General features: G+C 54.9%; 27 protein-coding genes and 1 pseudogene. 19 read left to right on the top strand and 9 right to left on the bottom strand.

The features are described 5' to 3' along the window. Window positions 1-8: 8 nt before the first annotated feature. The 7 genes from ACZ5AM_RS10185 to ACZ5AM_RS10155 all read left to right on the top strand — a co-directional run bounded on the left by ACZ5AM_RS10185 (window position 9) and on the right by ACZ5AM_RS10155 (window position 4,392). The gene (locus ACZ5AM_RS10185; RefSeq protein WP_464914833.1) at window positions 9-752 is read left to right on the top strand and encodes an RlmF-related methyltransferase; all 744 of its coding nucleotides are present in this window, start codon (window positions 9-11) and stop codon (window positions 750-752) included. Between the two features lie 88 nt (window positions 753-840). Then, complete coding sequence (locus ACZ5AM_RS10180) at window positions 841-1,704, top strand: hypothetical protein (protein ID WP_464914832.1); 864 nt, start codon at window positions 841-843, stop codon at window positions 1,702-1,704. Further along, a complete protein-coding gene (locus ACZ5AM_RS10175) occupies window positions 1,701-2,489 on the top strand; it encodes a hypothetical protein (protein WP_464914831.1) in 789 nt (262 codons plus the stop codon). Before ACZ5AM_RS10180 ends, ACZ5AM_RS10175 begins: the two co-directional genes overlap by 4 nt. After that, complete coding sequence (locus ACZ5AM_RS10170; protein ID WP_464914830.1) at window positions 2,486-2,890, top strand: hypothetical protein; 405 nt, start codon at window positions 2,486-2,488, stop codon at window positions 2,888-2,890. Before ACZ5AM_RS10175 ends, ACZ5AM_RS10170 begins: the two co-directional genes overlap by 4 nt. After that, a complete protein-coding gene (locus ACZ5AM_RS10165) occupies window positions 2,826-3,635 on the top strand; it encodes an ABC transporter ATP-binding protein (RefSeq protein ID WP_464914829.1) in 810 nt (269 codons plus the stop codon). The genes ACZ5AM_RS10170 and ACZ5AM_RS10165 overlap by 65 nt, the downstream gene beginning before the upstream one ends. Before the next feature lie 255 nt (window positions 3,636-3,890). Next, window positions 3,891-4,109, top strand: coding sequence for a hypothetical protein (locus ACZ5AM_RS10160; RefSeq protein WP_464914828.1), 219 nt, complete (start codon window positions 3,891-3,893; stop codon window positions 4,107-4,109). A gap of 10 nt (window positions 4,110-4,119) precedes the next feature. Beyond that, window positions 4,120-4,392 (top strand): type II toxin-antitoxin system RelE family toxin, encoded by a 273-nt coding sequence (locus tag ACZ5AM_RS10155; protein ID WP_464914827.1) that lies wholly within the window; start codon window positions 4,120-4,122, stop codon window positions 4,390-4,392. Between the two features lie 35 nt (window positions 4,393-4,427). Here the strand turns inward: ACZ5AM_RS10155 and ACZ5AM_RS10150 are convergent, their stop codons facing one another. Continuing rightward, complete coding sequence (locus ACZ5AM_RS10150; RefSeq protein WP_464914826.1) at window positions 4,428-5,618, bottom strand: class I SAM-dependent rRNA methyltransferase; 1,191 nt, start codon at window positions 5,616-5,618, stop codon at window positions 4,428-4,430. A gap of 150 nt (window positions 5,619-5,768) precedes the next feature. Between ACZ5AM_RS10150 and ACZ5AM_RS10145 the strand changes: the two genes are divergently transcribed. Next, window positions 5,769-6,077, top strand: a complete 309-nt coding sequence (locus tag ACZ5AM_RS10145) for a DUF5748 family protein (RefSeq protein ID WP_464914825.1) — start codon at window positions 5,769-5,771, stop codon at window positions 6,075-6,077. A gap of 11 nt (window positions 6,078-6,088) precedes the next feature. Here ACZ5AM_RS10145 and ACZ5AM_RS10140 read toward each other — a convergent pair whose 3' ends face one another. From ACZ5AM_RS10140 to ACZ5AM_RS10115, 6 genes are all read right to left on the bottom strand, one after another. Next, window positions 6,089-7,204 (bottom strand): tripartite tricarboxylate transporter permease, encoded by a 1,116-nt coding sequence (locus tag ACZ5AM_RS10140; protein ID WP_464914824.1) that lies wholly within the window; start codon window positions 7,202-7,204, stop codon window positions 6,089-6,091. Continuing rightward, the gene (locus ACZ5AM_RS10135; RefSeq protein WP_464914823.1) at window positions 7,186-8,376 is read right to left on the bottom strand and encodes a hypothetical protein; all 1,191 of its coding nucleotides are present in this window, start codon (window positions 8,374-8,376) and stop codon (window positions 7,186-7,188) included. Before ACZ5AM_RS10135 ends, ACZ5AM_RS10140 begins: the two co-directional genes overlap by 19 nt. 57 nt (window positions 8,377-8,433) lie before the next feature. Continuing rightward, window positions 8,434-9,162 (bottom strand): RAD55 family ATPase, encoded by a 729-nt coding sequence (locus tag ACZ5AM_RS10130; RefSeq protein WP_464914822.1) that lies wholly within the window; start codon window positions 9,160-9,162, stop codon window positions 8,434-8,436. A gap of 19 nt (window positions 9,163-9,181) precedes the next feature. Continuing rightward, window positions 9,182-9,928: an ATPase domain-containing protein gene (locus ACZ5AM_RS10125; protein ID WP_464914821.1), complete on the bottom strand. Its 747-nt coding sequence runs from the start codon at window positions 9,926-9,928 to the stop codon at window positions 9,182-9,184. Between the two features lie 419 nt (window positions 9,929-10,347). Beyond that, window positions 10,348-12,318: an IGHMBP2 family helicase gene (locus tag ACZ5AM_RS10120; protein ID WP_464914820.1), complete on the bottom strand. Its 1,971-nt coding sequence runs from the start codon at window positions 12,316-12,318 to the stop codon at window positions 10,348-10,350. A 228-nt stretch (window positions 12,319-12,546) separates the two neighbouring features. Next, window positions 12,547-12,744 carry a hypothetical protein gene (locus tag ACZ5AM_RS10115; RefSeq protein WP_464914819.1) on the bottom strand — a complete coding sequence of 66 codons (198 nt, stop codon included), beginning with the start codon at window positions 12,742-12,744 and terminating at the stop codon, window positions 12,547-12,549. Window positions 12,745-13,288: 544 nt separating this feature from the next. On the opposite strand from ACZ5AM_RS10115, the gene ACZ5AM_RS10110 reads away from it, so the two are divergent. From ACZ5AM_RS10110 to ACZ5AM_RS10100, 3 genes are all read left to right on the top strand, one after another. After that, window positions 13,289-14,683 carry an L-aspartate oxidase gene (locus ACZ5AM_RS10110; protein WP_464914818.1) on the top strand — a complete coding sequence of 465 codons (1,395 nt, stop codon included), beginning with the start codon at window positions 13,289-13,291 and terminating at the stop codon, window positions 14,681-14,683. A gap of 60 nt (window positions 14,684-14,743) precedes the next feature. Continuing rightward, the gene (nadA, locus tag ACZ5AM_RS10105) at window positions 14,744-15,652 is read left to right on the top strand and encodes a quinolinate synthase NadA (protein WP_464914817.1); all 909 of its coding nucleotides are present in this window, start codon (window positions 14,744-14,746) and stop codon (window positions 15,650-15,652) included. Between the two features lie 106 nt (window positions 15,653-15,758). Then, on the top strand, window positions 15,759-16,319 hold the full coding sequence (locus tag ACZ5AM_RS10100; protein WP_464914816.1) for an HdeD family acid-resistance protein: 561 nt from the start codon (window positions 15,759-15,761) through the stop codon (window positions 16,317-16,319). Between the two features lie 2 nt (window positions 16,320-16,321). On the opposite strand, the gene ACZ5AM_RS10095 is transcribed toward ACZ5AM_RS10100, so the two are convergent. Next, complete coding sequence (locus tag ACZ5AM_RS10095; protein WP_464914815.1) at window positions 16,322-17,563, bottom strand: sugar phosphate nucleotidyltransferase; 1,242 nt, start codon at window positions 17,561-17,563, stop codon at window positions 16,322-16,324. 95 nt (window positions 17,564-17,658) lie between these two features. Here ACZ5AM_RS10095 and nadC point away from each other — a divergent pair, with 95 nt between their 5' ends. The 8 genes and pseudogenes from nadC to fdhF all read left to right on the top strand — a co-directional run bounded on the left by nadC (window position 17,659) and on the right by fdhF (window position 25,145). After that, on the top strand, window positions 17,659-18,492 hold the full coding sequence (gene nadC, locus ACZ5AM_RS10090) for a carboxylating nicotinate-nucleotide diphosphorylase (protein ID WP_464916137.1): 834 nt from the start codon (window positions 17,659-17,661) through the stop codon (window positions 18,490-18,492). Window positions 18,493-18,588: 96 nt separating this feature from the next. Continuing rightward, window positions 18,589-19,476, top strand: coding sequence for a hypothetical protein (locus ACZ5AM_RS10085; protein WP_464914814.1), 888 nt, complete (start codon window positions 18,589-18,591; stop codon window positions 19,474-19,476). A gap of 5 nt (window positions 19,477-19,481) precedes the next feature. Then, window positions 19,482-20,252: a hypothetical protein gene (locus ACZ5AM_RS10080; RefSeq protein WP_464916136.1), complete on the top strand. Its 771-nt coding sequence runs from the start codon at window positions 19,482-19,484 to the stop codon at window positions 20,250-20,252. Further along, on the top strand, window positions 20,249-20,650 hold the full coding sequence (locus ACZ5AM_RS10075) for a hypothetical protein (RefSeq protein ID WP_464914813.1): 402 nt from the start codon (window positions 20,249-20,251) through the stop codon (window positions 20,648-20,650). Before ACZ5AM_RS10080 ends, ACZ5AM_RS10075 begins: the two co-directional genes overlap by 4 nt. After that, window positions 20,622-21,395: pseudogene (locus tag ACZ5AM_RS10070) on the top strand (ATP-binding cassette domain-containing protein). The gene ACZ5AM_RS10075 and the pseudogene ACZ5AM_RS10070 overlap by 29 nt, the downstream one beginning before the upstream one ends. A 60-nt stretch (window positions 21,396-21,455) precedes the next feature. Then, window positions 21,456-22,463 (top strand): pyridoxal 5'-phosphate synthase lyase subunit PdxS, encoded by a 1,008-nt coding sequence (gene pdxS / locus ACZ5AM_RS10065; RefSeq protein ID WP_464914812.1) that lies wholly within the window; start codon window positions 21,456-21,458, stop codon window positions 22,461-22,463. A gap of 30 nt (window positions 22,464-22,493) precedes the next feature. After that, a complete protein-coding gene (gene pdxT / locus ACZ5AM_RS10060) occupies window positions 22,494-23,087 on the top strand; it encodes a pyridoxal 5'-phosphate synthase glutaminase subunit PdxT (protein WP_464914811.1) in 594 nt (197 codons plus the stop codon). Window positions 23,088-23,159: 72 nt separating this feature from the next. Continuing rightward, window positions 23,160-25,145, top strand: a complete 1,986-nt coding sequence (fdhF, locus tag ACZ5AM_RS10055; protein WP_464914810.1) for a formate dehydrogenase subunit alpha — start codon at window positions 23,160-23,162, stop codon at window positions 25,143-25,145. On the opposite strand, the gene purF is transcribed toward fdhF, so the two are convergent. Then, a complete protein-coding gene (purF, locus tag ACZ5AM_RS10050) occupies window positions 25,135-26,484 on the bottom strand; it encodes an amidophosphoribosyltransferase (RefSeq protein ID WP_464914809.1) in 1,350 nt (449 codons plus the stop codon). The genes fdhF and purF overlap by 11 nt on opposite strands. Window positions 26,485-26,569: the final 85 nt, after the last annotated feature.

Below are 26,569 nucleotides of genomic sequence, written 5' to 3'. Positions count from 1 at the left end.
TTTCAACCATGCCCACCTGGAAGGACGGAAAGCTCGGACTGCCCCTCGGGGAAGCCGTCAAAATCTTCCCCGAGCTGGAGGAATACCTCGACGAACGCGGAAGGCTCGACTTCTCGAACAGAAAGGCCAGGATGCTCTACAACAAAGCCATAGCGAAAGCCCTCTTCGGGCTCGATATTGAGTATCACCCGAAGGGGCTCGTCACGACACCGGTCTCGCGCTACCTCTTCCTGAAGACGTTTTTGAGGGGTGGTGAAAGGGTTCTGGAGATTGGAACGGGACATACCGCCATGATGGCCCTCATGGCGGCGAGGCTCTTTGGCTGCGACGTTACCGCGACAGAGCTCGACGAGGAGTTTTTTGAATACGCTAGGGGGAACATCGAGAGGAATAACGCTGGGGTGAGATTGCTCAAGAGCAACGGAGGAATAATAAGGGGGGTCATCCCGGAGGGGGAGCGCTTTGATGTGATTTTTTCAGCTCCGCCCTACTATGAAAGGCCGACGAGGGGCGTTCTGACAGAGTGGGAAGGGGTCGGCGGCGGAAGGTACGGCGAGGGGTTCTCGGTGAGGCTCATCGAGGAAGCGCTGGACTATTTGAAGCCGGGCGGAAAGGTCGCCCTGTTTCTGCCTGATAAAGAGCCGCTGATAGGAGCGATAGTGGAAAAGGGAGAAGAACTGGGCTACTCGGTCAGGGACGTCCGCTTCAAAGCTGGAACTCGTTGGAGGCACAGCCTGATTTTAAGACACTAGCGGAGAAACTCTTATATACCACCCTTGGCAGATGTAGTTTGAGTATAACACTATGTAGTTCCCGTACAATGGAAGGGAGTGACAAAATATGAAGACTGTGGGTTTGATCGTGGCTTTTGTTCTGGTCCTCTCTTCCATATCTGGAATAGTTGCCGGTTCGACAAACCTTTTCCCCCAGGTTGAAGGCAGTGTGGTCGTAGTGTCTTTAAATCAGACGGGAGGTGAAACCTACACGACGGTCCCGTTTCTCACGAACACCTCTGGCGGAAACGTCGTTTACAAAGGCTGGGTTAAGGTGGTGGGATTTGAGGATCTCGGGAAAAACGTGAGGATAACCTTGCAATTCAGATTCGATGATCCCTCGTTTTACCTAAGGAATCTAACAGAACTCGGCCTTCTCAGTGACAGGGTTCTCAACAAAACGATCACCGTAAGCTTTTTGGTAGATAGGAAAAGCAACACCTTTGAATTGAACGGTACTAGGGTTTTCTTCCCCTTTCTCTTCCTCCAGCCCGACAAATCAAAGCCTTTCCATATCTTCGAGTTCCTGAGAAGGGAGAAGTACCAGACCGTGAGGGCTGAGCTGACCAACGGCACCGGGGTTAATGTTGCCGATGCTCTGGAGCTTTACTCAACCAGAACTTTCGAGTACCTCTTTTGCTCAGCCAGCATAGCCACAAAGAACGTGACCTGCGAGAATTCTATTAGCCTCAGATACGCAGACGTCATGACTAAATCCCGCTACGTCGTTGGTGCAGATGTTCTCTTTCCCTCGGATCCCTTTGGAATCTATCACGGCCCTGTGATGCTGAGCTTTCAGCTAGCCCCGTCTGAGGACGTGCTCAGGGCTCTCCAGGAGAGGGAGGGTGACGATAGGAGGCTTTACATGATGATCCCCTTACTGCTCGGTATTGCAGTTTCAGGTCTGGTTCTTAGGAGGGGCAGAGGATGAGGTACGCGGCCCTTGAGATCGGATCCAGCAGGGGCGTTATCCTTTTGATGGTCCTCGCTCCCGCCATAGTGCTCTACGTAGCGTGGCACGCTTTTTTGGGACTTGATCTTGGAAACCTCGGCGATGCAGAGTTCATGAAGACAGCTCAGAAAAGCGGAATAGATGAGGTGATTTCCAACTTTAAGAAAATGCTTCAGCCTTTTCTGTCGGAAACTCTGAGGGCCCAGATAAAGGCCTTTGGAAACGGCATCAAGACCCTCCTTGTGGGCTCTTTCCTCACCCTCTCCGCTCTGACTTCGATGACGTTCTGCAGGGCCATTGCTGAAGGCTCGATAATAAACGAGATCGGGCTCCTCAGGGGCAAGAGGGTGGTCTTCCTCCAGAGAATCATTCCCCTTTTCCTCTACGCTGGCTTCATATCCACTTTGCTTGGTGCGGGATCGGCTATTCTTCTGCCATTCACTGGGATCGAGGTAACCCCGAGACTTTTGGGGGCCCTCCTTATCTCGACGTTCTTGGCGTCACTGTGGGGCATCTTTCTGCCCGCGATGGTTGGATCCCTGCTTGGGGACAACGTTTACCCCCTGCTCTCATCTTTTCTTGTGGTTGGGATTTTTCTCTTCGCTGGAAACTACGGGGAGTTGCTGTTTCCATTCATTGGAGTCTTTGAGTCCCTCCTCTCCGGTGGGCAGAGCATGGAGCTCTACGTTATATTCGGCCTTTCGATATTTGCGGTCTCTCCCCTAGCGGCCCTCAGAGCCTTTGAGAGGGGGGATTACTATTGAGGCTTACCAGGGTGTTGGCCATCTCTACCCTCGCTTTTATAGTCACAACCTCTTTCATCCTTTTTAATGCCTCTCAGAGTGAAGTTATGCTGCACTTCACATCCTTCGGGAACCCCGAAGGAAAGAGCTACTCTATTTTCATGAAGGAACTGATACTGCCCTTTGCCGGAACCTACGACGTCTCTGGATCCAACGTGACAGTCCTGACCCTAGAAGGAAGTTTCAGAGGGACCTTTAGAACTAGAGGCCGGGCCGTTGGAGTGATCTCTGTGCAAAGGGCTGGAAGCGAGGAAACTGTGAGGATAACCCCCAAGATCGGAGTTTCCCTGACAGGTGTTGTGGTGCTGGCTCTCATCGGGGTGGGATGGGCGTATGCTGTTAGAGTGCTCAAACTTGAGTAAATCCTACAACAACGTGAAGGCGCTTGATGGGGTCAGTTTTGCGTTGGATGAGGGAATTTCCTTCATACTCGGGCCTAACGGGAGCGGAAAGACGACGTTCATCAAGATAATGAGCAATATCATTAAACCGGACTCCGGGGAAGTGAAGATCCTCGGAAGGCACTACCTCGACCTGAAGCCAGGGGAGATCGGCTTTGCCTTTGAGAAAACCATTTTTCCAGGCTTTGTCAGGGTTGAGGACTACCTCCATGCTGTTGGGGAGATTAGGGGGAACGATAACTCCGATGAAATCATATCGCTCTTTCAGCTTGAGAAGGTCAGGGAAAAGCGATTTTCGGAACTGTCGCAGGGGTACAAGAGGAGGTTTCTAGTGGCGAGCGCCTTTGTGGGGTTTCCAAGGGTGATTTTTCTTGATGAGCCCTTTAGTAACGTTGATATAACGGCCAGAAAGATCATGATGGAGGTTTTTATAGGGCTGAGGAGCAGGGTTAATGTAGTCATAGTCTCGCACGTGTTTACAAACGTTGAACGAATCGACAGCCTAGTTCTGCTGAGAAACGGGAGGGTTATTGGCAACCTTCGTGGGGATGAGCTTAGGGGAATGAACGGGTTCAAGGCGAGCTTTGACGATGGAACCGTCGTCATCAACGATGTCGAAAAAATAAACGAGCTTATCCTAGGAGGAAAAAGACTCGTTTCAATAGAGCCAGTTTCTCTCGAGTCTTGGCTCATGGAGAGGTTTTAAGTGGTAAAAAGGGAAATAGAGTAGGACTCAGACCGTGGGCGTCTCAGCACTCACGCCGGTCTCAGAGGAGGTGCTTTCTCCTCATCGTCCCTCTTCTTGTAACTACTGATACCTCGAATAAGAACAATCCATGGGTTACCTTCTCTGGGGTGCTTGCTGGGATGATATAAAGTCTTTTCGCCGTGGGGTCTGATAGCTATCGGAAAGACGCGCAAGGTTTAAGTCATGAAGGGCTCAGCTTCAATTGGTGGTTTGATGGGGGAGAGCATAAACGTTGCCCTAATCCTCCGTGACATCCAGCTCATGAGGAAAAAACTGGACGAGATAGAGGAGGAGCTCCTCAAGTTGAAGGCTAGAGAGCTCGAAGAGGAGGAACTCAGCGAAGAAGAGCTTAAGGAGCTTGAGAAACTTTCCAAAGAAACCCTTGAGAATGGAGTCCCTTGGGAAAAAGCCAAGGAGGAACTCGGCCTATAAGGTGTTCTGAATGCCCTATGAGGTTCTCCTCCACAGGAACGTTCTGAAAGGACTCCGATACGCCCCCGAAAAAGTGCGCGAAAAATTTGGAGAGTTGGTTGAAGAGCTCAGGTTCAATCCGATTCCATCTGAAAAGTTTGAGGTCAAAAAGCTCAAGGGAAGGGAGAACACGTTCAGGGCCCGTTTGGGCAGTTATCGGGTAATCTACGAGCTCCACAGGGAGAAGCTCCTTATCCTCGTCATCAAATTCGGAAAGCGGGAGAGCGTATATGAGCAGTTCTGAATGGTCGATAAAAAGGAAAACGGCCGGCTGTTAGTTCACTTCATGTCCTCCACGTAGAGGAAGAGTGCCTTCAGGTATTCGGTGTCCTTCGAGGCCATGAGTATCGGGTGATCAGGCGCCTGAGTCCTGTAGGGCTCGAGGAGCTTGAGGAACTTCCCTGCCTTTGCCGCTGCCGCGATGACCATGTCCTTGAAGGCCTGCATGTCGACGTGCTGGGAGCAGGAAGCGGTGACGAGTATCCCGCCCTCCTTGACGAGCTGTAATCCAGCGTAGTTCACGTTGAAGTAAGCCCTCAATCCGCGCTTGAGATCCTTCTCGTGCTGGACGAAGGCCGGAGGGTCGAGGATCACTATGTCGAACTTCTCACCGCGCTTTATCATCTCCTCCATGACCGGGAAGGCGGAGCCAACGACGTACTTCATCCTGTCCTCGACGCCGTTCAGTTTCGCGTTCTCTTTCACCATGTTGATGGCCCAGGGGGACTTGTCTACAGCCACCACCTCGTCGGCGCCGGCAACGGCGGCGTGGATGGCAAAGCCGCCTGTGTAGGTGAAGACATCCAGAACACGCATTCCCGGTTTGACGTACTTCTCCAGTGCAATGCGGTTCTCCCTCTGGTCGAGGAAGAAGCCCGTCTTCTGCCCGCGCATGTCGACGATGAACTTGGCCTTGCCTTCCTCTATAACCGTCCTGTACTTCTCCTTGCCGAGGAGGACGCGCTCGATTTCCGGCAGGCCCTCCCTCCTCCTCGAACGGCCTGTGTTCTTCTCGAAGACGGTCTCTATCTCGGGTTCAGCCTCCATAATGGCCTCAGCTAGATCGAGCTTGAAGCGCTCCATGCCGACGCTCGAAATCTGAACGGAGGCTATCTCGTTGAAGCGGTCGACTATGAGGCCCGGCAGGTAGTCGGCCTCGCCGTAGACCATTCTATAGGCCTTATCGTAGCCGAGGATCTTCTTGCGGTACTCGTTGGCCTTCCTGATCCTCTCGCGGAAGAGCTCCTTGTTGACCTCAGTCTCGCGGTCCTTCGTTATGAGCCTGACCATTATGTTGGAGTTCGGGTTGACAAAGCCCTTGCCAAGGAACTTGCCGCCGCGGGTGTAGACCTCGACTATATCCCCGGGCTCGAAGTTCCCCTCGGTTCTCACCACGCCCTTCTTAAACACTATCATCGCGCCCTTCCCTATGGCTCTCGCCGCCTGGGCGTCAACGATCACCCTCGCCATTCTCTCACCACCGGAACCCCTACGTTCCGGCCTTTAAAAGGTTGTCCGGGTTGGAAGTTTGACAACATTGGGGATCGGTTTCAATGGTTTCAAAACCTCCCAGCGATAGGTATTTAACCTCCGGGGCCGTATATGTTGAGGGGTGATTCTATGCACTTTGAAGTCGTCAGGGAGTTTCTGGAGGACGTCGGTGCGGACTGGATAGAGCTCGAGGGGGAGATACACCTCGACCCCGAGGTTTTCTACGAGGTTTGGAAGTACGTCGGCCAGCCGGAGCTCAAGACGTACGTTGTGGAGGACGAAGTGGTCGAGCCCGGCTCCTACGATCCCCCCGAGATGAAGTACACGGACGTCAAGAGGGTCAAGATCAAGAAGGTCTACTTCGAGACCCTCGACGGCAAGAGGATAGTCACCGACTACTCCGGCTTCCAGCGGGTTCAGAGGGAGAAAAGCTCCTGATTTTTCTCTTCTCACCTTGCGAGCAGGGGCACCATCAGGACTGCCATGCAGTTCGTTCTTCTAACCCCCCAGAGGCCCGCGAGGTAGCCTATTGCCGCGGCAGTTGCCAGTACCCAAAGACCCACCGGTCCGTCAAAATACAAGGATAGGGAGATCAGGGAGATCAGAACCGCCCCGTTTACCAGCCTGTAGCTCGCCTTTCTCAGGAGCAGGAGATAAGCGTCGATGAGGTAAATACCTGTCAGAACCGCGAGGAATCCCACGAACAGGGAGTAGAGGATCAGCCTTTCCGTTCCCGGGACGGTCTCCATGTTCCTTGCCATGGCCACAGTCACACCGTTCCTAGTTCTGCCCGTCAGTGAGTAGTTCAGGATCCCAAAGAGAAAGTTCGAGGTGTTTATCGAGTATGCAGCGAGCAGAAAATTCCTGTCGCCCTTTGAGAAGATCGTCGCTATGGTCGCTCCCATCGATGCCGTGAACGCTGGGAGAAGGGAGGAGAGCATTCCCAGAAGCGTTCCGGCGAAGGAGAAGACCAGGAGATCCCTGAGGCCTATTCTGGGCTGAGCCTCCTGTTCCGGAAGTTCTCGGGTTCCCATCGCCGTCATGATCACGGGCACGCCGAAGAGTCCAGTGAACAGGTGGTAGAAGGGCTCCCTCGCGGGAAAACCCCTCAGAACCGCGTACCCCAAAAGCCCTGACAGAACCATTATTACCGCGGCCCTCGCTCTCCTTCCCCTTCTCTCCGTGATCAGAAGAAACGCCATTAGGCAGGCTACAGCCGCTTTCCCGGCTGTGGGCGTGTAGAGCTTGGCTAGGTTGGGGTAGACGGGAACGAGGAGAAAAGTGAAGTGGACCGCCAGAAGGCTGGAAAGAAGGGCCAGCCATATCGCTTCTCTCCCCTTTCCCCTCAGAACCATCCTGTGTGCCGGGAGGATCGAGAGGGCCGTTCCCTCGTCTGGGACCCCGAGGAAGGTGGACGGAAACGCGTCAAGGAACGTGTGGGTCAGTCCCATGGCGAAGAGAAGCCCAAACGATCCCCCCAGCTCGGCCAGAGTGTTGACGTGGATTCCCGGGGTTAGTCCCGTGAATGTTCCGAGGACGAAACCTTTCAGCAGTTCCCTGAGCACACGTCGTCACCCGAGCCCACTTCAAAGGCCCTCTCGCCTCGGTAGGTTGTGAAGAAGCCGTAGGCCGTGACTCGCTCCCCTTCGCTTAAGCTTACGCCCAGGGACTTGGGGAGCTTTAGAAGAACCCAGCAGGGGCCGTTGGTTACGTTGGCTATCCCAAAGCCGTTCCTGTAGGTCTTCACCCACTCCACCTTTCCCTGTATCCTGGAGAATCTGCCCTTCGCTGGGTTACATATTCCGTTTGGGAGCTCTTTCCTATCCTTCACGATGCCGCACTGGATGCACCTGAGGTACGAGCCGGTGTTGAGGGCCTTCACCCTCAGCACGTCCCCGGCCCTTGCCTGAACCCCCTTGAGCTTGAGATCCGTGCAATCGAGGGAGAGGCCGCTTTTTTCTACCCTTACCACCGTGCAGGTTCCCTCCCCGATCTCGCCCGTTGAGGACTCGTTTATGGGCACGCTCGTGGGGTAGCCGCGAACCCGGACGTCCCCTCTGGAGTCCACGTAAACGTTGATTCGGGACGTGATGCTCACCCTGCCCAGTATCTCCACGGCCTTTCCCACACTCACAGTTTGACCGTAGGGGAGGTAAACGTAGAGCCTCTCGCTGCCGTTCCACACCACGATCCTGTTCTTTGAGCCGAAGTGTCCGAGCACGACGCCCCTTATCTTAGCAGGCATCCCGTCATCAAACTCCCCGGACGCGTTTTCTATTACCGAGTACTCCACTGGGTAGAACTTTGAGCCGTACCTGAGGCCGGAGGCTTTCACCCTAGATCCCTTTGGGGCGTCCAGCGGCCTCGATAGCTCGACCCAGTCGGGGGTTAGAAGGTAGGGCTTCCCCTTCCTGATCCAGTAGGCGCCTTGAAGGGTTTCCGTTGGAAACGGTGCCGATCTGGCCTCCCTTATCCTGTACCTGCCGGAGATCCTTTGGAGCCCGTTTCTCTCCTCGATCTCGCCCTCAACCGCGTACACTTTTCCGGTTTCAAGGGGTTTGGGTACGAGGATCGTAGAGGTTCCGTTGAAGAGGATGGCGTACCCTTCTCCCGTCTTTACGCAGACCCCAACGAACGTGCTGGACCCGGCTTCACCAGGCGTCACAGCGTACATCGCCGCGACCGAGAGGAGGGCCCCCACAAGTAATACCGCGGATAGGAGTCCCGTCTTAACCATCGAGAATAGTTAAACAGCGGCTTTAAAAACTTTACTTTTCGGAGTAATTAACAAACGTCATCCGCGGAGTACGATCCCGCTCGGGCTTATCTCGTAGGGGAACCACGAAAGGGAATGCGACGTTCTCCTCATGCCGTAGACCCTGAGGTAGCGCCTCAGTGTTCTTCCTTCCTCGAACATCCTGAGCTCTATTATCCCGTCCACTATGGCCTTCACCATGGCCTCCACTTCGGGCTTTTCGACGCCCGTGTTTATCTCAATGAACCAGACCTGCTTGTAGCGGTGGGCTATGTCCTTGAGCTCCTCGAGGAACTTGTATATCTCGACGAGCTCGCTCTCAAAGAAGAGCGGCGTTATGGAGGTTATAACCCCCACCATCTGGCCCGTGTGCCCGCTTGAGACCAACCCTGTTGTGGTCTCTTTGACGAACTTCGCTATCTGGATCGGGTTGGACGGGTCGATTATGACGTCCTCGGAGAAGGAGAACTTGGGGGCGCTCTTTATCCTGTGGGAGTAGGCGTCTATCAGGTAGAGGTATTCGTCGAGTATCGGGGAGAAGTCCCAGCCGAACTCCCTCGCGATCTCGAGGAACTCCTTCTTGGAAAGGTCGACTAGGATCGCGAGACCGGGCATTCCGCGCAGGACGACCTGATTGTAGAGGAACTGCATCTGAAAGGTCGTTTTGCCCGACTTGGGGTCCCCGATGACGAGCACGACGCTTCCCTCGGGTATGCCCCCCTGAATGAGAGAGTCAATTACACCGGTCTCGATACGGTTGGCTGTCACTTCCTATCACTCTCCGACTTCAGTATATTTCGCCGCTGGGGTAGACCACTATCCCCTCTTCCGTGATTTCAAAGGGGTACTTCTTCATTGAATGCTTGGTTTCCCTCATCTTTCTGACTAAAAGGTAGCGTTTGAGCTCGACGTCCTTCTCAACCAGATCCAGAAGAACAACGCCCCTAGCAACGTACTCCTCGACCCCGTACTTGCTTATCTTGCCCCTCTTGGGGTCTTCGGCTTCAGTGGTCAGGATCGAGGTAACGCCCATTTCAAGGAGTATCGTGTTCAGCCTGAGGAGAACCTCCCTGATGTTCTTCTCCTCCTTCAGCCTGATTGCAATAGACGGGATTGAATCCACGACGAGCCTCTTAGCGTTTATGTTCTTAACGACGCGGTATACGTACCTCAGAAAACCCTCAACGTTCAACCCATCCTCAAGCGCAAACTTCTCCTCAGAAGGGAGGCCGACAACGGAGCTGACACCATCGATTATCGCTATCTTCCCCTCCTCCTCGTACCTCTGGATGTCCCACCCAAAGCTGAGCATCTCGCGCCTGAGGTCTTGGGCCCTCTCTTCGAGGGTGACTATGACCCCAGGTTCATCGTATAGTTCCGCCCCCCTGTACACGAACTGCACCGCAAAAGTAGTCTTTCCGGTACCCGTTGGCCCGGTGACAAGTACGGTGGTGCCCTTTGGGAAGCCGCCACCCAAAAGATCATCGAAACCGGGGATGCCGGTCTTTACACGTTCAACCGTATACCTGCTCATAGGGATCACCTTCACAGCTCGCGGATTGAAGCCACGGCGCTTGTTATATTAAACCCTATCATCCTTTCCGCGGGAAGATCATATAAACTTTTCGAGTAGGTACAATACTCAACAACGTACTCTTCGGCTTCAGAGGGCCGTTTTTGGGTATTTCACGCCCTTGATGCACCGGTGACTGATCCATCTTGGTTTCCCCGTCCTTTTGGGGATTCTGGTGCAGTGGGTGGGCGAGAGGGTCCCAATAACGCCTTCTCGGGGAGGGAGTGTAAGTTTAATCGAAACTGGGAAACCTTGAATTTGAATCAACACGACATCTATCTCTGTGGCAGTTTGACGCCTTCGCGGCAGGTTGCTTTGTATTCTCTCCAAATTATGGGATCGTTCAATTCATTAAACCTTTAATTATTGCCTGGTTCTGTCTATTCGAGCTGCACAAAGGTTCCTTTCTCCCTTGCGAATTCGATAAACCTCCTGTAGGTCGGGTGGGTGCTCAGCGTCGAGGAATCTCCAACGGCTATTAGCTTCCGCTTCGCCCTAGTAAGCGAGACGTTTAAACGCCTCAAATCCCTCAGGAAGCCGAGTTCACCCCTTTCGTTGGAGCGGACGAAAGACAGAACTATTACCTCCTTCTCCCTGCCCTGGTAGCCGTCGACGGTCTTCACCTCAACCTCCTCCGGCAGGAGGGAACTTATCAGATCCCTCTGGTCGTCGTAGGGCGTTATGACTCCGATCCATTCCGGCTTAACACCCATTCCGATGAGCCTCTTCACGGTCTCATTGACCAGGGTGGCCTCGAGGGGATTCTCGCGGCTCTCGCTTCCCCTGCGCTGTCTCTCGAAGCGGTCTTCCCTCTTAGAGGTGTCGATAAATACGAGCACGTTCCCCGGTTCTAGTATTTTGTCCCACGAATAGTCGAACTCGGGGCTTTCGATCCCTAGGTCTGAGAGGGTTATGCCCCTCACACTCTCATCGGCTTTGACCTTTCCGCCGTAGAACTCCCTGCTCGGAAACTCCATTAGCCTCTCGTTCATCCTGTACTGAACGGTGAGCATCTCGGACTTTTGGGGATAGCGCTCGATCAGGCCCTCGAAGAGCGTCTTGCTAAGCTCCTTGGCCCTCCCGCTCAGTATCGTCGGCGGGAGCTGTTTGTGGTCCCCCGCCAGAACGAACCGTTTAGCGCGGTTTATTGGGATTAGGACGCTCGGGATGGTCGCCTGCGTCGCCTCGTCTATTATTGCCACGTCGTAGGAGCCGTAGTCAACGACATCGAGGCCCGCTGAAGAGTTTGTCGTTAGGACAACATCTGCCTCCCTTATGATCTCCCTCGCGATCCTCTCCTCTAATTTTCTCGCATCATCAAAAGTTTTGCTCACCTGCTCGTTTAGCTTGATCCATTCCGCCATCTCGCGGATTAAGCGGGCCGGAACGCCCCTCACACCTATCCCCTTTGATGCCAGCCTGAGAATCTCGCGGTCGCTCAGTCCCCTCCGGTACTTTGGGGCTGGTTTGGTGAAGGTGTCTCGCTTCTCCTTCAGGTTCTGGCCGATGACGCGAAGCTCCCTCAGTTCGCCGTAGAGCTCGTGCTGGGTTATTAGGTAAGCCAAGGTTGTCTCGTGGAGCTTTTTCGACACCCTGCTCGGGTGCCCGATTCTCACAATTTTTAAACCGGAGTTCGCAAGCCTCTCCACGAGGTTGTCAACGGCGACGTTGCTCTCGGCCGTTGCCAGAACCTTGTTGCCCCTATTGACTTCCTGCCGTATCAGCTCAACGAGCGTTCTCGTCTTGCCGGTTCCGAAGGGACCGTGGGTTAGGAAGAAGTCCGGGCTTCCCAGGGCGAGGCTTATTGCCCTCCTCTGGCTCGCGTTGAGGCCTTTGTCAAAGGGGGTAAATCCGATAGGCTCGCCTTTCTCTGGCTCCCTTAGGCCGAGGTAAAACTCCATAGCCTTCCTCCCGCTCTCGCGGAGGTTCTCAAGGTTCTCTAGCCAGCGCTTAAAGGTTACGTCGTTGACGTAGAGGTCGACCCTAACGTCCTTGAGCGCCCACTCGGGGACGGTTTCAAGGGCGACCGTTAGAAAGCGCTTTCCCTTCTCGACCACGGTTCCTACCAAATCGCTCTTCAAGGGGTCCCTCTTGCTGATTACGACCAAATCACCAACGCTTATCTCGGTCTTGATTTCTCTATCGCGGCCGTACCTGACGAGAAAATAACCCAGCTCCTCACCGATCACTTTTCCGTTGAGCCCTAAAATCGCCCTCCCGAGCCTTTCCCTCTCCCTCCCCGAGAGGCGTTTCATCTCTAACCTCATCGCCTCTATCTCGGCCTTCCTCTCGAGCTCGACGAGTTCCTTGAGGTGAGAGATGAACTTGGTGAGGGTTTCTTTTTCTGCCATCCTTGCTCCCGGTGAGCGAAGAGAAGAGCCGTTTAAAAGGTTGAGGGTCGTGGGTGCATAAAAGTGTGATGCATTATAGTTTTATGCATAAAACTCTGCTGGAGGACAAGCGTGGAACCTCTGAAAAAGACCTAAAGTAGGGGATGGTCAGCCCATGCGAGTCTCCTCACCGCTCGGGCGAAACTTCCCTCATCATCCCCGAGGGAGTAGAAGAAAGGGGTTAAAAAGCTAAGCCCTGCCCATGGATAGAACCACTATGATGTCCCTGTAGAATGACTTTATTGCACGCAGGTGCCTCTCCTCCACGCGCCCGTTGTTCGAGACGTAGTTGTAGTAGCTCTCCAGCTGGTCCAGCAGCCACTCGAGTTCCCCCTTTGCCCGCTCGCTGTAGCCGTTGCCCAAAAGCTTGCCCCTCAGAAACGGCATCACTTCAGACGGCCGGCCGAGGGCGGCCCAGAAAAGACCTTCCTTCAGGATGTCGTACAGCAGCTCCTCAAAACCAAAGCTCTCAACGCTCTCAGCGGAGGGTTTGGCCCTCCCCCCTTGCCTTTATCAAACCGACTGCCTCCATGGGGATCACCGGCATAACTGATGACCGGTGGTATTTCTGTTTTTCGGACGTTCCTTTGGACGCGTGTCAAAATTTGGGAGAAAAAAGGAAGATTTTTGGACGTTTGCCCTATTCTTTGGGGTTCCGATGTCACGCTGCCAATGCAAGCAGGCTGATGATGAGCATCACGGGTGCGGCGTACGAGAGTGCTATCATGAGTCTCCTCATCTGCGATCACCGTGCCCAAACGTATTCATTTGCTTAAAAGCTTTACGTTTGTAAAGGGCGTGAGTTTTCCCCTCTAGGTTCGGTGTTTCCCCTCACTATCCCTCAAGGGTTTGGTATCCGCTACAGTGAGGAGGGCTTTGATAGTATGAAAAAGCGTTTAAGCAGTTCCCCATATTCTCCCCAGGTGGTGGGATGAGAGTTGGGATCGTGGGAGGCGGAATCGCGGGGCTAACGGCAGCTATAAGCCTGGCGAAGCGGGGTTTCGACGTCACTGTCATCGGTCACGGCGTTAGGGAGTCAAACTCCTATCTGGCCCAGGCGGGGATAGCGTTTCCTCTCTCCGAGGGGGACTCAGTTAGGGCACATGTCCTCGACACCATCAGGGGCGGCAAGTACCTCAACGACGAGGAGGTGGTTTGGAACGTCGTCTCAAAGGCTAGCGAGGCCCACGACTTCCTCTCCTCCTTCGGCCTGAAGTTTGAGCTGGAGACCGAGGGGGGCCACTCCTTTCCGAGGGTCTACACCATAAAGAACGAGACTGGAAAGCACGTGGTCAACGTTCTGATGCTCCGGGCCCGGGAGCTTGGGGTTAATTTCGTTAGGGGAACCGTGGAAGGTCTCGGAGTGCTCAGGGGGAGGGTCGTTGGTGTCTTTCTGGACGGGGAGTTCATGCGCTTTGATGCCGTGGTCGTGGCTTCCGGCGGCTTTACTGGCCTCTTCGAGTACACCGCGGGGAGCGAGACTAACCTGGGTTTGCTTATAGGTGACGCCATCCTTCACCGCGTCCCCGCGAGGGATCTTGAGTTCGTGCAGTTTCACCCCACCGGCTACATCGGCAAAAACGGCGTTTTCCTGATAAGCGAGGCTGTCAGGGGGGCGGGGGCGAAGCTGATAACCGAGGACGGTGAGCGCTTCGTCAACGAGCTCTCGACGCGCGACGTGGTCGCGAGGGCAATATACAGGCAGCTTATGGCTGGAAGGAGGGTCTATCTGGACGCCACCGGGGTTGAGGACTTCAAAAAGAGGTTCCCTCAGATATACGCTTTCCTACGGAAGGACGGCATAGATCCGTCCAAGGACCCTATACCAGTCTTTCCCATAGCGCACTACACGATAGGCGGTATAGCCGTTGACCTTTGGTATCGTACGAACGTTAGGGGCCTCTACGCTATAGGTGAGGCCTCTAGCAACGGTTTTCACGGGGCCAACAGGCTGGCGAGCAACTCCCTCCTGGAGTGCGTGGTCTCTGGCCTCGAGGTCGCTAGGACTATAGTGAGGGAAAAACCCAGGAACAGGACCGAGAGGGAGCCCAGGTACAGGCCCTTCGAACCCGGCGATCTCAAGGCTCTCAGGGAGCTCCTGTGGGAGCACGCGGGAATAGTGAGGAGCGCGGAGGGCCTCAAAAGCGGCCTGAAAAAGCTTAGGGAGATAGAGGCCGACGAGAGGCTCAAGGTTTTAGCTAGGGGGGTTCTGGAGTGTGCCCTGGCCAGGGAAGAGAGCAGGGGTGCCCACTACCGCGAGGACTTCCCGGTCATGAGGAAGACCTTCGAAAGGACGAGCTTCTTCGACGGGAGGTGCAGGCTCTAACCAAAGGTGTCCAAAAACCCTTTTAACCTGCCCCTCCCCCTCCAGTTCAGGGGATGGGAGATGGAACGCGGTGAGCTCATCGAGGAGATACTCAGGCTTAAGGAGGAGCGCAACGCCATAATCATGGCCCACAACTACCAGCTGCCTGAAGTCCAGGACATCGCAGATTTCCTCGGCGACAGCCTTGAGCTCGCGAGGAAAGCGGTCGACGTTGACGCGGATGTCATAGTCTTTGCCGGCGTCGACTTCATGGCTGAGACGGCCAAGATCCTCAACCCCGAGAAGACCGTCCTGCTTCCGAGTAGGAGGGCCACCTGCGCGATGGCCAACATGCTGAGGGTCGAGCACATACTGGAGGCCAAGAGGAAGTACCCTGAAGCCCCCGTTGTGCTCTACGTGAACACTACCGCCGAGGCAAAGGCCTACGCCGACGTTACGGTTACCTCCGCCAACGCTGTCAAAATAGTCGAAAAGCTGGATTCAGACGTCATAATATTCGGCCCGGACAAGAACCTCGCCAGCTACGTTGCGAGGAAGACCGGAAAGAAAGTGATCCCCGTTCCCGAGTACGGTCACTGCTACGTCCACAGGAAGTTTACCGTTGGGGACGTAGAGCGCGCTAAAAAGCTGTACCCAAACGCCAAGCTCATGGTTCACCCGGAGTGCGAGCCCGAGGTGCAGGAAAAGGCGGACATAATCGTCTCCACCGGCGGGATGATAAGGTGCGCCCCGGAGTGGAACGAGTGGGTCGTCTTCACGGAGAGGGAGATGGTCTACCGGTTGAGCAAGCTCTATCCCAACATCAAGTTCCACCCGGCGAGGGAAGATGCCACCTGCATTGGCATGAAGGCGATAACGCTCCAGCACGTCTACGAGTCCCTCAGGGACATGAAGTACGAGGTTGAGGTTCCCGGAGATATAGCGGAGAAAGCTAAGAGGGCCATCGAGAGGATGCTCGAGCTGAGCTGATCTCCCTTTTCTCGTGTTTTCTAAACCCACTTCGCCGTGGATTTCTTCGAAAATCTTTTAAACACAAAATGTAACTAAAATTGACAAGCGCTCTGGGGGTGGTAAAATGACTGAGTATGGCATGGTTGAGAAGAACTGGGTCTGGATGCTCCTGCTTGGAGTTATATTCGTAACCCTGGGATTTGCGGGCCTAATGCTCCTGCCTCTGATGACCCTAAGCAGTGTGGCGATCTTCGGGGCCTTTATGCTCGTCGGGGGACTTCTCCAGGTGATTCACGGCACGACCAAAGCCAGGGACTGGAAGAGCGCCGGTCTGCACACACTGATGGGCGTTCTCTACATTCTAGCTGGGGTCTTCACCCTCGAAAACCCGGTACTAGCCAGCGCCACGCTGACGCTCCTGATGGGGCTTTCGCTCATCGTTGTGGGCACAATCAGGGTTGCGGTGGCCTTCCAGAACAGGGACATAAACCAGTGGGTGGCGATGGTTCTCTCGGGAGTTCTCACGATGTTTATGGGCCTCCTAATAGTGGTCCAGTGGCCTTGGTCTAGCTTCTGGGCCATCGGGCTGTACTTCTCGGTCGACCTCATGATGAGCGGGGCCAACTTCATAGCGGTAGCGCTGGCCGCTAAGATGGTGGGGGAGAAAAAGGCTTCTCCCGCCTGATCTCACCTTTTTGGCGTCGTGTGCCTCACGGTGTAGTGTTCGAGGGTCGCTCCTCTCTCGACGAACTCATGGGGCCATATCTTGACGTTGTACATCCTCACGTTGTCGCTTATCACGGCGTTGTCCCCTATGACTGAGTTGACTATCCTGACGTTGTCCCCTATCTCGACGTGCCTGCCTATGATCGAGTTCATTATCCTGACGTTCTTGCCCAGCTTCACCCTGTCCATCACAACGGAGTGAAGTATCTCGCATTTTTCCCCGATTATCGAGTAGTTATCAACCACTGCATCCTCTAGGGCCGTTCCCCTCCCGATCGAGATGTGCCTGCCGAGGAGGACCTTGCCCTGGACGAGTATTTCGCCCCGCTTCACCATCTCCCGGATCTTCTTCCTCAACTCCGCGGACATCTCGGATTTCCCCTGCATGTAGACGTCCTTCGTTATCTCGGTGGCCTCGATTTCCTCCGGAGGAAGGTTGTGGAGGAGGTACATCGCCGCACTCAGATACCTCTCTGGAGTCCCGACGTCGAACCAGTAGCCGTTCATGGGGTATCCGTAGACGTCGTATCCGTGCTCTATGAGGGCTGGGATCACGTCGCCACCGAAGTCGAGTGTCCTCTTTTTCTTCATCTCCTCCGCCCAGGATTCCTCCAGGAACTCCCAGAAGTTCTCCGAGAGGATGTAGATCCCCGTGTTGGCCAAGTTGCTCGGGGCCTCTTCGGGGAGGGGCTTCTCCACGAAGTACTCTATCCTGTAATCCCCGTCAACCTTGGCCACACCGAAGCCTGTCACGTCCTCCACCGGCTGGAGCGCTATCGTCATGAACGCCTTCCTCTTCCTGTGCCACTCGTACATCTCCTGTACGTCGAGCTGGTAGATGTTGTCGCCCTGGATCACCACCACGGGATCCTTTATGCCGTAGTACTGCATCGTGTACCAGACGGCATCGCCGTTGGTGGTGCTTTCGTAGCGGGGCATGTAGCGTATCCTTACCTCCCTCTCAAGGCCGTACTTCTTCTTCAGCCAGTAGCCCTCGCGGAAGTAGTCGAAGAGCGAGGTGTAGTTCACGTACCCCTTAACCCCTAGGTAAACCTCCTCGATGCCGTCCTTGGCGAGGCTCAGTATGGAGTGCTCCAGAATGGGCTTGTTCAGAAGTCTCACTAAGCCCTTGGAGGTCTCTATCGTGAGGGGCCTCAGTCTGGTGGCCTCCCCTCCTATGGGGATTATGGCCCGCCGTATCATGATAACACCCCCTTAACTTTGCCGTCCTAGTATAAAAATCTGCCCCTCTGGGAAAGGGTAATAAAGCCTTTCGTGTTGATGTCGTGGGTGGTATCATGGTTCCGCTCGACTACCTCCTGAGGTTCATACGTGAGGATGCACCCTTCGGCGACATTACGAGTGAGGCGGTGATTCCAGAAGGTGTGAAAGCCAAGGCCGTCATCATAGCTAAGCAAGACGGCGTCATAGCGGGCGTTGAAGAAGCTAGAGCCCTCTTCGAGCACTTCGGCGTTGGGGTTGAGGCCAAGAAGCGCGACGGAGAGGAAGTTAAGACGGGAGAGGTTATCCTAGAGCTCGAGGGGAACGCTCGCTCGATCCTCCTCGTCGAGAGAACTGCTTTGAACGTCATGGGCAGGATGAGCGGCATCGCCACCGAGGTGAGGAGGCTCGTTGAAAAGGTCAGGGAAGTAAATCCGAAGGTGCGCGTTGCGGGGACGAGGAAGACCCTTCTCAAACCGATGGACAAGAGGGCGATCATTATCGGCGGCGGCGAGCCTCACCGCTTCTCGCTGAGCGACGCGATACTCATAAAGGACAACCATCTCGCCCTGGTTCCTCTTGAGGAGGCGATAAAGCGGGCAAAGGCCTTCTCCGCCTACAAGGTAGTCGAGGTTGAGGTCGAGAGCCTTGAGGATGCCATTAAAGCCGCTAAAGCAGGGGCCGACGTGGTCATGCTCGACAACATGACGCCGGGGGAGATAGCGGAGACCATCGAGGCCCTAAAGCGTGAGGGTCTTCGGGATAGGGTTAAAATCGAGGTCTCCGGAGGCATAACGCCCGAGAACATAGCGGAATACGCGAAACTTGACATCGACGTCATAAGCCTCGGCTATCTGACCCACTCGGTGAAGAACTTCGACGTGAGCCTTGAGGTAATTGGGAGGACATGAATTCATTCTCAGTTGGAGCTTGTTTTTAATCGGCCGCAACTTTTATAATTTCCAGCTGAGGAGTAATCGAAGACCGGGATGGAGGTGAAGGCGGAGATGGAAAAACACCTCAGACTGCTCTCCCTCTCGCTCACCGTTGTTTTAATGCTTTTAAGTGCCAACTTTGTCTCAGCGGGGGCAATTTTAGTGGAGGTCGGGGCACTGAACCAAACTGAAGGGAACTCGTACTCGGCGTTTATGTTAGTTAACGAAACCGCTTCCGGCCAGTATTCCTACAGTCTGCTCGTTATGAACGTCACCGCCAAGGATCTCGGCGATGGCTACTTCTCGGTCGGGATAAAGGGGCTTATAATCGACGAGTTTCCTGACCTCAACATGACCGGCCGCTGGATAAACATGACCTTTAGGGTCAAATCCAAAACCAACACCTTCATCCTCGATGGAAAAGGCGTTTTCTTCCCACTGTACATTGTGTCCCCCAAAAGTAAGACCCTCTTTCACCTAGGTGAGAGGCTACAAGCTGAGGACAACATTCTTCAGATATTTCAGCCCCCTTCTAACAGAACGGTAAAGCTCGTTGGAAAATACGTCGAGGTGTATCCTTTGTCAATTGAAGTGAACAGTGTTCAAATACGGAGCAAAGGTCACTTTAACTACACCATCTGCAACGTTCTGCCCCTGGAACTCCAGAGGAAGTTGAACGTGACAAAGGGATCCAACTGCTTCCTTCAGCGTACGCCTTACCTCACAGGGAGTTTTTCCGGCCACAAACCGCTCAGCATAATGGCCCTATATCCCCGCGACCCCTTCGGGATCTTTTCCAGTCCAGTTCTCCTCTCGGTTGACTACATCCCCTCGAGTCCGGACGACTTGGAGGAACCTAAAACCTCGGACAGGGGGGATCTCCTCAAGAAAGTTGGAGTTGCTTCTATAATCCTTGTTGTTGTCGGTGCTGGTGTACTGATGGGGAGGGGAAGACATTGAAGCCGGTGGGTGTTGAGGTGTCCTCCAAAAGGTCTCTGCTCGCTGTTATGCTCCTCCTTCCCCTCTTCATAGCTGGTTCCTCCTGGTACGTGATGGGCGGTACACCTTCGGTTGGCGTTACCCAGCGCTCCTTCACAGCGCCTCCGGATCAGCTGAACGCTTCCCTCCATAGGACTTTGGAGGGAGTGGGGGACTTCTTTTATAGGGTTGCGGAGGTTCAGAAGGATACCCTCACAAAGGGTTTGAGGGTCCTTCTCCTCGGGGCTTTTGTTGGGATCGCACTGATTTCCTCGCTGATTCTCGTCAGACCTCTCACCGACGGCACGATGGCCTTTGAGATAGGGCTCTCGAGGAGCAAGGGGCGGGTTCTCCTCCACAGAACAATCCCTATTCTCCTGTATTCGGCTTACCTTTCAACGGTTCTCACGCTCTTTGTCCGTTCAACCTTTCCCCTGACGGCGGGATTCCCCATAGACTTTGAAAAGGCCGTCTGGCTTTTTGTTGTGCTGTTTTTATCTTCCCTCTGGGGCGTAGCCCTCACTGCCCTCGCAGGATTCTACACCCGGGAGCCCGCGTATCCCCTCGTTGCTTCATTCTTAGTTTCACTTGCCTCCTTCACGGGAGCGGGTGATGCGGTTTTTCCCTACTACCGGCTCCTGAACGCCCTCTGGGTTGACTTAAGGATCCTTAACACGTGGTCGGTTTTAGGCTTGGCTTTAATGCCGGTCTCAGTCCTCTTAGCCATCCATCAATTCCAGAGGGGGGAGTACTATTGAGGCTCTTCAGAACGCTGCTAGGGTCTTCCCTGCTGTTCGCGGTTTTCATGCTCCTACTCTTCCACTCGATGTCCGGCGAGAGGGTAAACGTCGTGTTCTACCAGACGGGCTACAATCCTGGTTCCTACACCGTTCAGTACGTTGACAGGACCCTGCCCTTGGCAGGAGAATACTCCGCGGATGGAGCGAACGTGACAGTCTTGACCGTCGAGGGGAAACAGGGGAACCGCTTTAAAACGTCGCTGCGTGGGGTGAGATTGGTTGGCATATTCAACACGAGCAACGACGTTGAAGTTGAGCTCCGTCCCGAAGTTGATATACCATGGGAAGTGACAATCCTCATCGTGCTTTCCGGGGGTGCTTTTGGCTATGCTTTTAGAGTGCTCGGGTTTGAGTAAGACCTATGGAGATACCAGGGCACTTGACGGGGTCAGTTTCAAGCTGAGCGGGGGACTCTCCTTCATCCTGGGTCCCAACGGAAGCGGAAAAACTACCCTCATAAAGATACTGAGCAACATAACCCGTCCTGATTCTGGGGAGATAAGAGTTTTAGGAAGGAATTACCTGGATTTAGGCCCGGATGAGATTTCGTTTTCCTTCGAAAAAACCAACCTGTCACCCTCTGTGAGGGTCGGTGAGTACCTCAGTGCCATAGGCGAGTGGAGGGGGAGGACAACTCGGAGGAGGTAATAGATCTCTTTGGACTCAGGGGGGGTTGAATCCAAGAGGTTCTCAGAGCTTTCGCAGGGCTACAAGAGGAGGTTCCTCGTGGCGAGCGCCTTCGTGGGAAGGCCAAAGGTCGTCTTTCTCGACGAACCCTTTAGCAACGTCGACATCGTGGCCAAGAAGAAGATGATGGAGGTGTTCCTGAGGCTCAAAAGGAAACTCAACATAGTTATTGTGTCCCACGTTTTCACGAATATCGAGGAGATAGACAGCTTGGTCGTTCTCTACAACGGTAGGGTTCTCAGAAATCTCCACGGGAGAGAACTTCGAGAGATCCGGGGTTTCAAAGCGGTGTTTCCCGACGGTTCGGCAGTTGTTAACGATTTAACCGAGCTCGTAGAGCGTATTAGAAATGGGGAGAGCCCGGTTTCAATTGAGCCCTTAACAATTGAGGACTGGCTGATGGAATTTTTTTAGCAAGGCTTATATTCCCTATTTTCAAACCCTCATCTGAAGGAAAACGGATGGGGTGATAGTATGGGAAAGCTCGATATTATCGAGGCTAAGGGCACTGAGAGGCTCAAGAGGGGCTTCGCCAAGATGGTGAAGGGCGGCGTCATAATGGACGTCACCAACGCCGAGCAGGCGAGAATTGCGGAAGAGGCCGGGGCCGTCTCGGTTATGGCCCTCCACCGCGTTCCGGCCGACATCAGGAAGGCCGGCGGCGTTGCCAGGATGGCCCCGATAGAGAAGATCCAGGAGATAATGGACGCGGTAACGATTCCCGTGATGGCCAAGGTCAGGATAGGCCACGTTGCAGAGGCTAGGATCCTCGAAGCTCTGGGCGTTGACATGATAGACGAGAGCGAGGTTCTAACGCCTTCGGACCCCTACTTCCACATCGACAAGCGCGAGTTCAACGTTCCCTTCGTCTGCGGCAACAGGAACCTCGGCGAGGCCGTCAGGAGGATATGGGAAGGCGCGGCCATGATGAGGACGAAGGGCGAGGCCGGAACCGGGAACATCGTCGAGGCTGTAAGACACGTCCGCCTTCTCAAGGACAACATCGCTCTGATCCAGCGCATGACGGACGAGCAGGTCTACGGCGTTGCCGAGAAGTTCGCTGAGCCGTACCTCAGGCTCGCCTTCGAGATCAGGGAGATAAGCGGCCTTCCGAAGCAGGTCCTTGAGAACGAGCCGGTCTACGGCCACTACACCTACCGCGAGATAGTTGAGGGCCTCTACAAGGTTCTCCTCGAGATAAAGAAGCTTGGAAGGCTTCCGGTTGTGAACTTCGCGGCCGGAGGAGTTGCCACTCCAGCGGACGCGGCACTTATGATGCAGATGGGTATGGACGGTGTCTTCGTAGGCTCGGGAATCTTCAAGAGCTCCGAGCCGGAGAAGATGGCGAGGGCCATAGTCGAGGCCGTAAACCACTGGGACGAGCCCGACGTTTTAGTGGAGATAAGCAAGGAGATCGGCGAGCCCATGCGCGGCCAGGAGATAGAGCAGCTCGAAGTCCGCCTCGAGGAGAGGGGCGTCTGAGCCCTTCCCTACTCTTTTGGAGGGAGTGAAATGGTCAAGGTAGGCGTCATAGGCCTCCAGGGCGACGTGAGTGAGCACATCGATGCAGCTAAGAAAGCCCTTGAAAACCTCGGCGTCTCTGGAGAAGTTATATGGCTCAGGAAGCCGGAGCAGCTGGAGGGAATCTCGGCGATAATAATCCCCGGCGGTGAGAGCACCACTATCTCGCGCCTGATGGTCAAGAACGGCCTCCTTGAGCCCGTCAGGAAGCTCGGTGAGGAGGGTCTGCCTATAATGGGAACCTGCGCCGGCCTGATAATGCTCTCAAAGGAGGTAATCGGCGCCACCCCGGAGCAGAGGTTCCTTGAGCTCCTCGATGTCAAGGTGAACAGGAACGCCTACGGCAGGCAGGTGGACAGCTTTGAAGCGCCGATAAAGCTGGCCTTCAGTGACGAGCCCTTCACGGGTGTCTTCATCCGTGCCCCGAGGATAGTCGAGCTCTTGAGCGACAGGGTGAAGCCGATAGCGTGGCTCGGCGACAGGGTTGTGGGTGTGGAGCAGGACAACGTAATCGGCCTTGAGTTTCATCCCGAGCTCACAGAGGACACGAGGGTTCACGAGTACTTTTTGAGGAAGGCCCTCTGATTGACAAATTTTCCTCAATTTTGGCCAGAAAACTTTTTAATTTTGACTTTTTCTTGCCAACATGGTGATACCGTGAAGGCCGTCGTGTGTCCCTACTGTGGTTTTGGATGCAGGCTTCTCGTGGATGAGAAAACGATGAAAGTGAAACCCTACCCCGGCGAGCCAAACAGGGGGAAGCTCTGCCCGAAGGGGCTTTATTCAACAGAAATCGTTCTGTCGAAGGACAGATTAAAGAGGCCGCTCAAGAGAATCGGCTCCGCGATGGTCCCGGTGAGCTGGGGCGTTGCGATAGAGGAAATAGCGAACAGGCTCCTCGAGATTAGGGGGCTTTACGGCGCTGATGCTGTGGCCTTTTTGGCCTCATCAAAGGTGAGCAACGAGGAGAACTACCTCCTTCAGAAGATTGCGCGCCTCTTCGGGACGAACAACATAGACAACTGCGCCCGTCTCTGCCACGAGGCGAGCGTTCACGCGCTCAAACTTGCCGTGGGAACTGGCGCTCAAACGAACCCCTACGAGGATTTGGAGGGCTCTAAGGCCATACTCATCTGGGGCTACAACCCGGCGGAAACGCACCCGGTTGTGATGGACTACATCCTGAGGGCGAAGAGAAACGGCGCAAAGATTATCGTCGTTGACGTCAGGGAGACGAGGACGATGGCCTTCGCCGACTATAAGCTTGTAATCAGGCCCGGAACGGACATAACCCTCGCCAACTCGATTGCCAACGTCATCATCGGGGAGGAGCTCTACGACGAGGACTTCGTGAAAACCCGGACGAGGGGGTTCTCCGAGGTCAGGATGGGGGTTATGAAGTACACTCCCGAATACGCGGAGAAGGTAACTGGCGTTCCGGCCGAGACGATAAGGGAAGTTGCGAGAACCTTCGCTTTAGCAGGTAGTGGAGCCATAATGTGGGGGATGGGGTTAACCCAGCACGTTTCCGGGGTGGAAAACGTTCTGGCTGTGATTAACCTGGCATTGCTCCTCGGCTACATCGGTGAAAAGGGCGGTCTCTATCCAATGCGCGGGCAGAACAACGTCCAGGGTGCCGCATACATGGGTGCCCTGAGCGAATTCCTCCCCGGCTACGTGCCTTTAACAGACGAACGCTTCAGGAAGCGCGTTGCTTCGCTCTGGGGCGTTGATGACCTCCCGACCGAGAGGGGCCTCTACTTAACGGAGCTCTGGGACGCGATAGAGAGGGGTGATGTGAGGGCCCTCTACATCGTCGGCGAGAATCCAGCGGTCAGCGAGGCCGACTTCACCCGCGTTAGAGATGCCCTCAGGAAACTCGACCTCCTCGTAGTCCAGGACCTCTTCATGACGAGGACAGCAAGATACGCCCACTACGTTCTCCCGGCTTCGGCTTTCTGCGAGAAGAGCGGTAGCTACATGAACAGCGAGAGGAGAATCCAGTGGAGCCACAAGGTCTGCGAGCCCTACGGGGATTCCAAACCGGACTGGGAGATTCTGACGATGCTGGGAAAGGCCCTCGGTCTGCCCGGCTTCGACTATTCGAGGGTCGAGGAAATAACCGAGGAGTACTTCAGGCTCTTTCCAGAGCTTGAGGAGAGAAGCGTTGACGAGCTAAAGAACTCGGACGGAATTTTCCTGCCGAGGAAGAGGCTCCATACGTGGGAGTTCTCAACCCCCGACGGAAAGGCGAGGCTCATAGCGGTTGAGCAGATAGAGCCGTGGGAAAAGCCCGACAAAGAGTATCCCCTCGTCCTGACCACGGTGAGGCTGATAAGCCACTACAACACGGGCGAGATGACGCTGAGGAGCCCGTCGCTGGTCAGGCTCATGGGCGAGCCGAGGGCGTTACTCAACGAGAAAGACGCTAAAAAGCTCGGAATAAACGACGGCGACTGGGTGGAAATCGAGACGAGGCGCGGGAAGATAAGGATGCGCGCCAATGTCGGTGGGGTTCCTGAAGGGCTTGTGGCAGTTCCCTTCCACTTCAAGGCCAACAAACTCACGAGCCCGGCTTTGAACAAGGCCGGAACGCCGGAGTTCAAGTTTTCAGCGTGCAGGGTGAGAAAGGTCAAAACCTGAACGCCCACTCCGGGTATTCTCCGGTAAGGCACGCCAGACACAGGTCCCTCCTGCCAACGGCCCGGATGAGACCTTCGACGCTGAGATAGGCTAAGCTGTCCGATCCAATGGCTTCCTTAACCTTTTCTACGCCTCCAAAGGCCGCTATGAGCTCGTGCCTCGTAGGGATGTCTATCCCCATGTAGCAGGGATACCTTATGGGGGGTGAGGCTATTCTGACGTGGACTTCCTTCGCTCCCGCCTTCCTGAGCATTGTAACTATGCGCTTCATCGTCGTGCCCCTGACTATCGAATCGTCAACGAGAACCACGCGCTTTCCGCTGACTACCTCCTTCACCGGAGAGAGCTTGAGCCTGACCTTCAGCTCGCGGTAGAACTGGCCTGGAGTTATGAAGGTCCTCCCTATGTAGCGGTTCTTTATCAGGCCCTCTGCATAGGGAATCCCGCTCTCCTGGGAAAAGCCCAATGCAGATGCTCTTCCAGAGTCAGGCACGGCTATGACGACGTCCCCCTCTGCCGGACTCTCCCTCGCCAGCTCCCTGCCCATCCTGACCCTAGCACTGTAGACGCTCGTCCCGTCGAGAACGCTATCGGGCCTCGCGAAGTATATGTACTCGAAAACGCAGTGGTGGTGGTCCTCCTTTGCTAGAACCCTGCTCTCAACGCCGTCCCCGGAGAGAAGAAAGACCTCACCCGGCTCGACGTCCCGTATTTTCCCGCCCTCTGACTCGTCAACGAAGAGCCTTAAGGCAGAATCCTCGGAAGCGAAGTAGTGACCGTTAAAAAAGCCGTAGCTCAGCGGCCTGAAACCAAGGGGGTCCCTCGCCACCAGAACTTTCCCGTCGAAGAGGAACGCCACCGAGTAAGCGCCTTTAACTTCCTCAAAAACCGCTTTCATCGCCTCGAACTCGTCGCCGGCCTCGTGTAGGTGCCAGAGAAACGAAACCCCCAGGAGTTCGGAATCAACGGAGTGGTGGAATTTGACGCCGAGCCTTTCATACCTCCCCCGGAGGGGTTTGAAGTTGGTGAGCGTCCCGTTGTGTGCTATCGCGATTCTTTTTCCACAGCACTCGGTTTCGAGGGGCTGGGTCTCGTTGAGCGAGCCCGATGTGGAATAACGGACGTGGGCTATCGCGAGGTTCGACCTCAGCTTCGCGAGCTCTCCGCTCCTGAAGACCTCCGAGACGAGGCCCTTTCCCGCGAGCGTTCTTATCCTGTTCCTCCAGACACTTATTCCCGCACTTTCCTGGCCCCGGTGCTGTAAAGCCAGAAGGGCGTAGTACGCCTTCCTAGCCGCGTTCTCAGTCAAGGCCGCGAAGACCCCGCATTTCTCGCGCATCTCGACCACCGATTGACACTGAAAAGTTAATGCCATGGGGTTTGCTCCGCTTAAATTTGCTTGTTTGTGTTTAAAAACCTTGCCC

The organism is Thermococcus fumicolans (assembly GCF_055386755.1).
The sequence above is the reverse complement of the archived record's forward strand: the minus strand, read 5'-3'. Positions and strand labels throughout refer to the sequence as shown.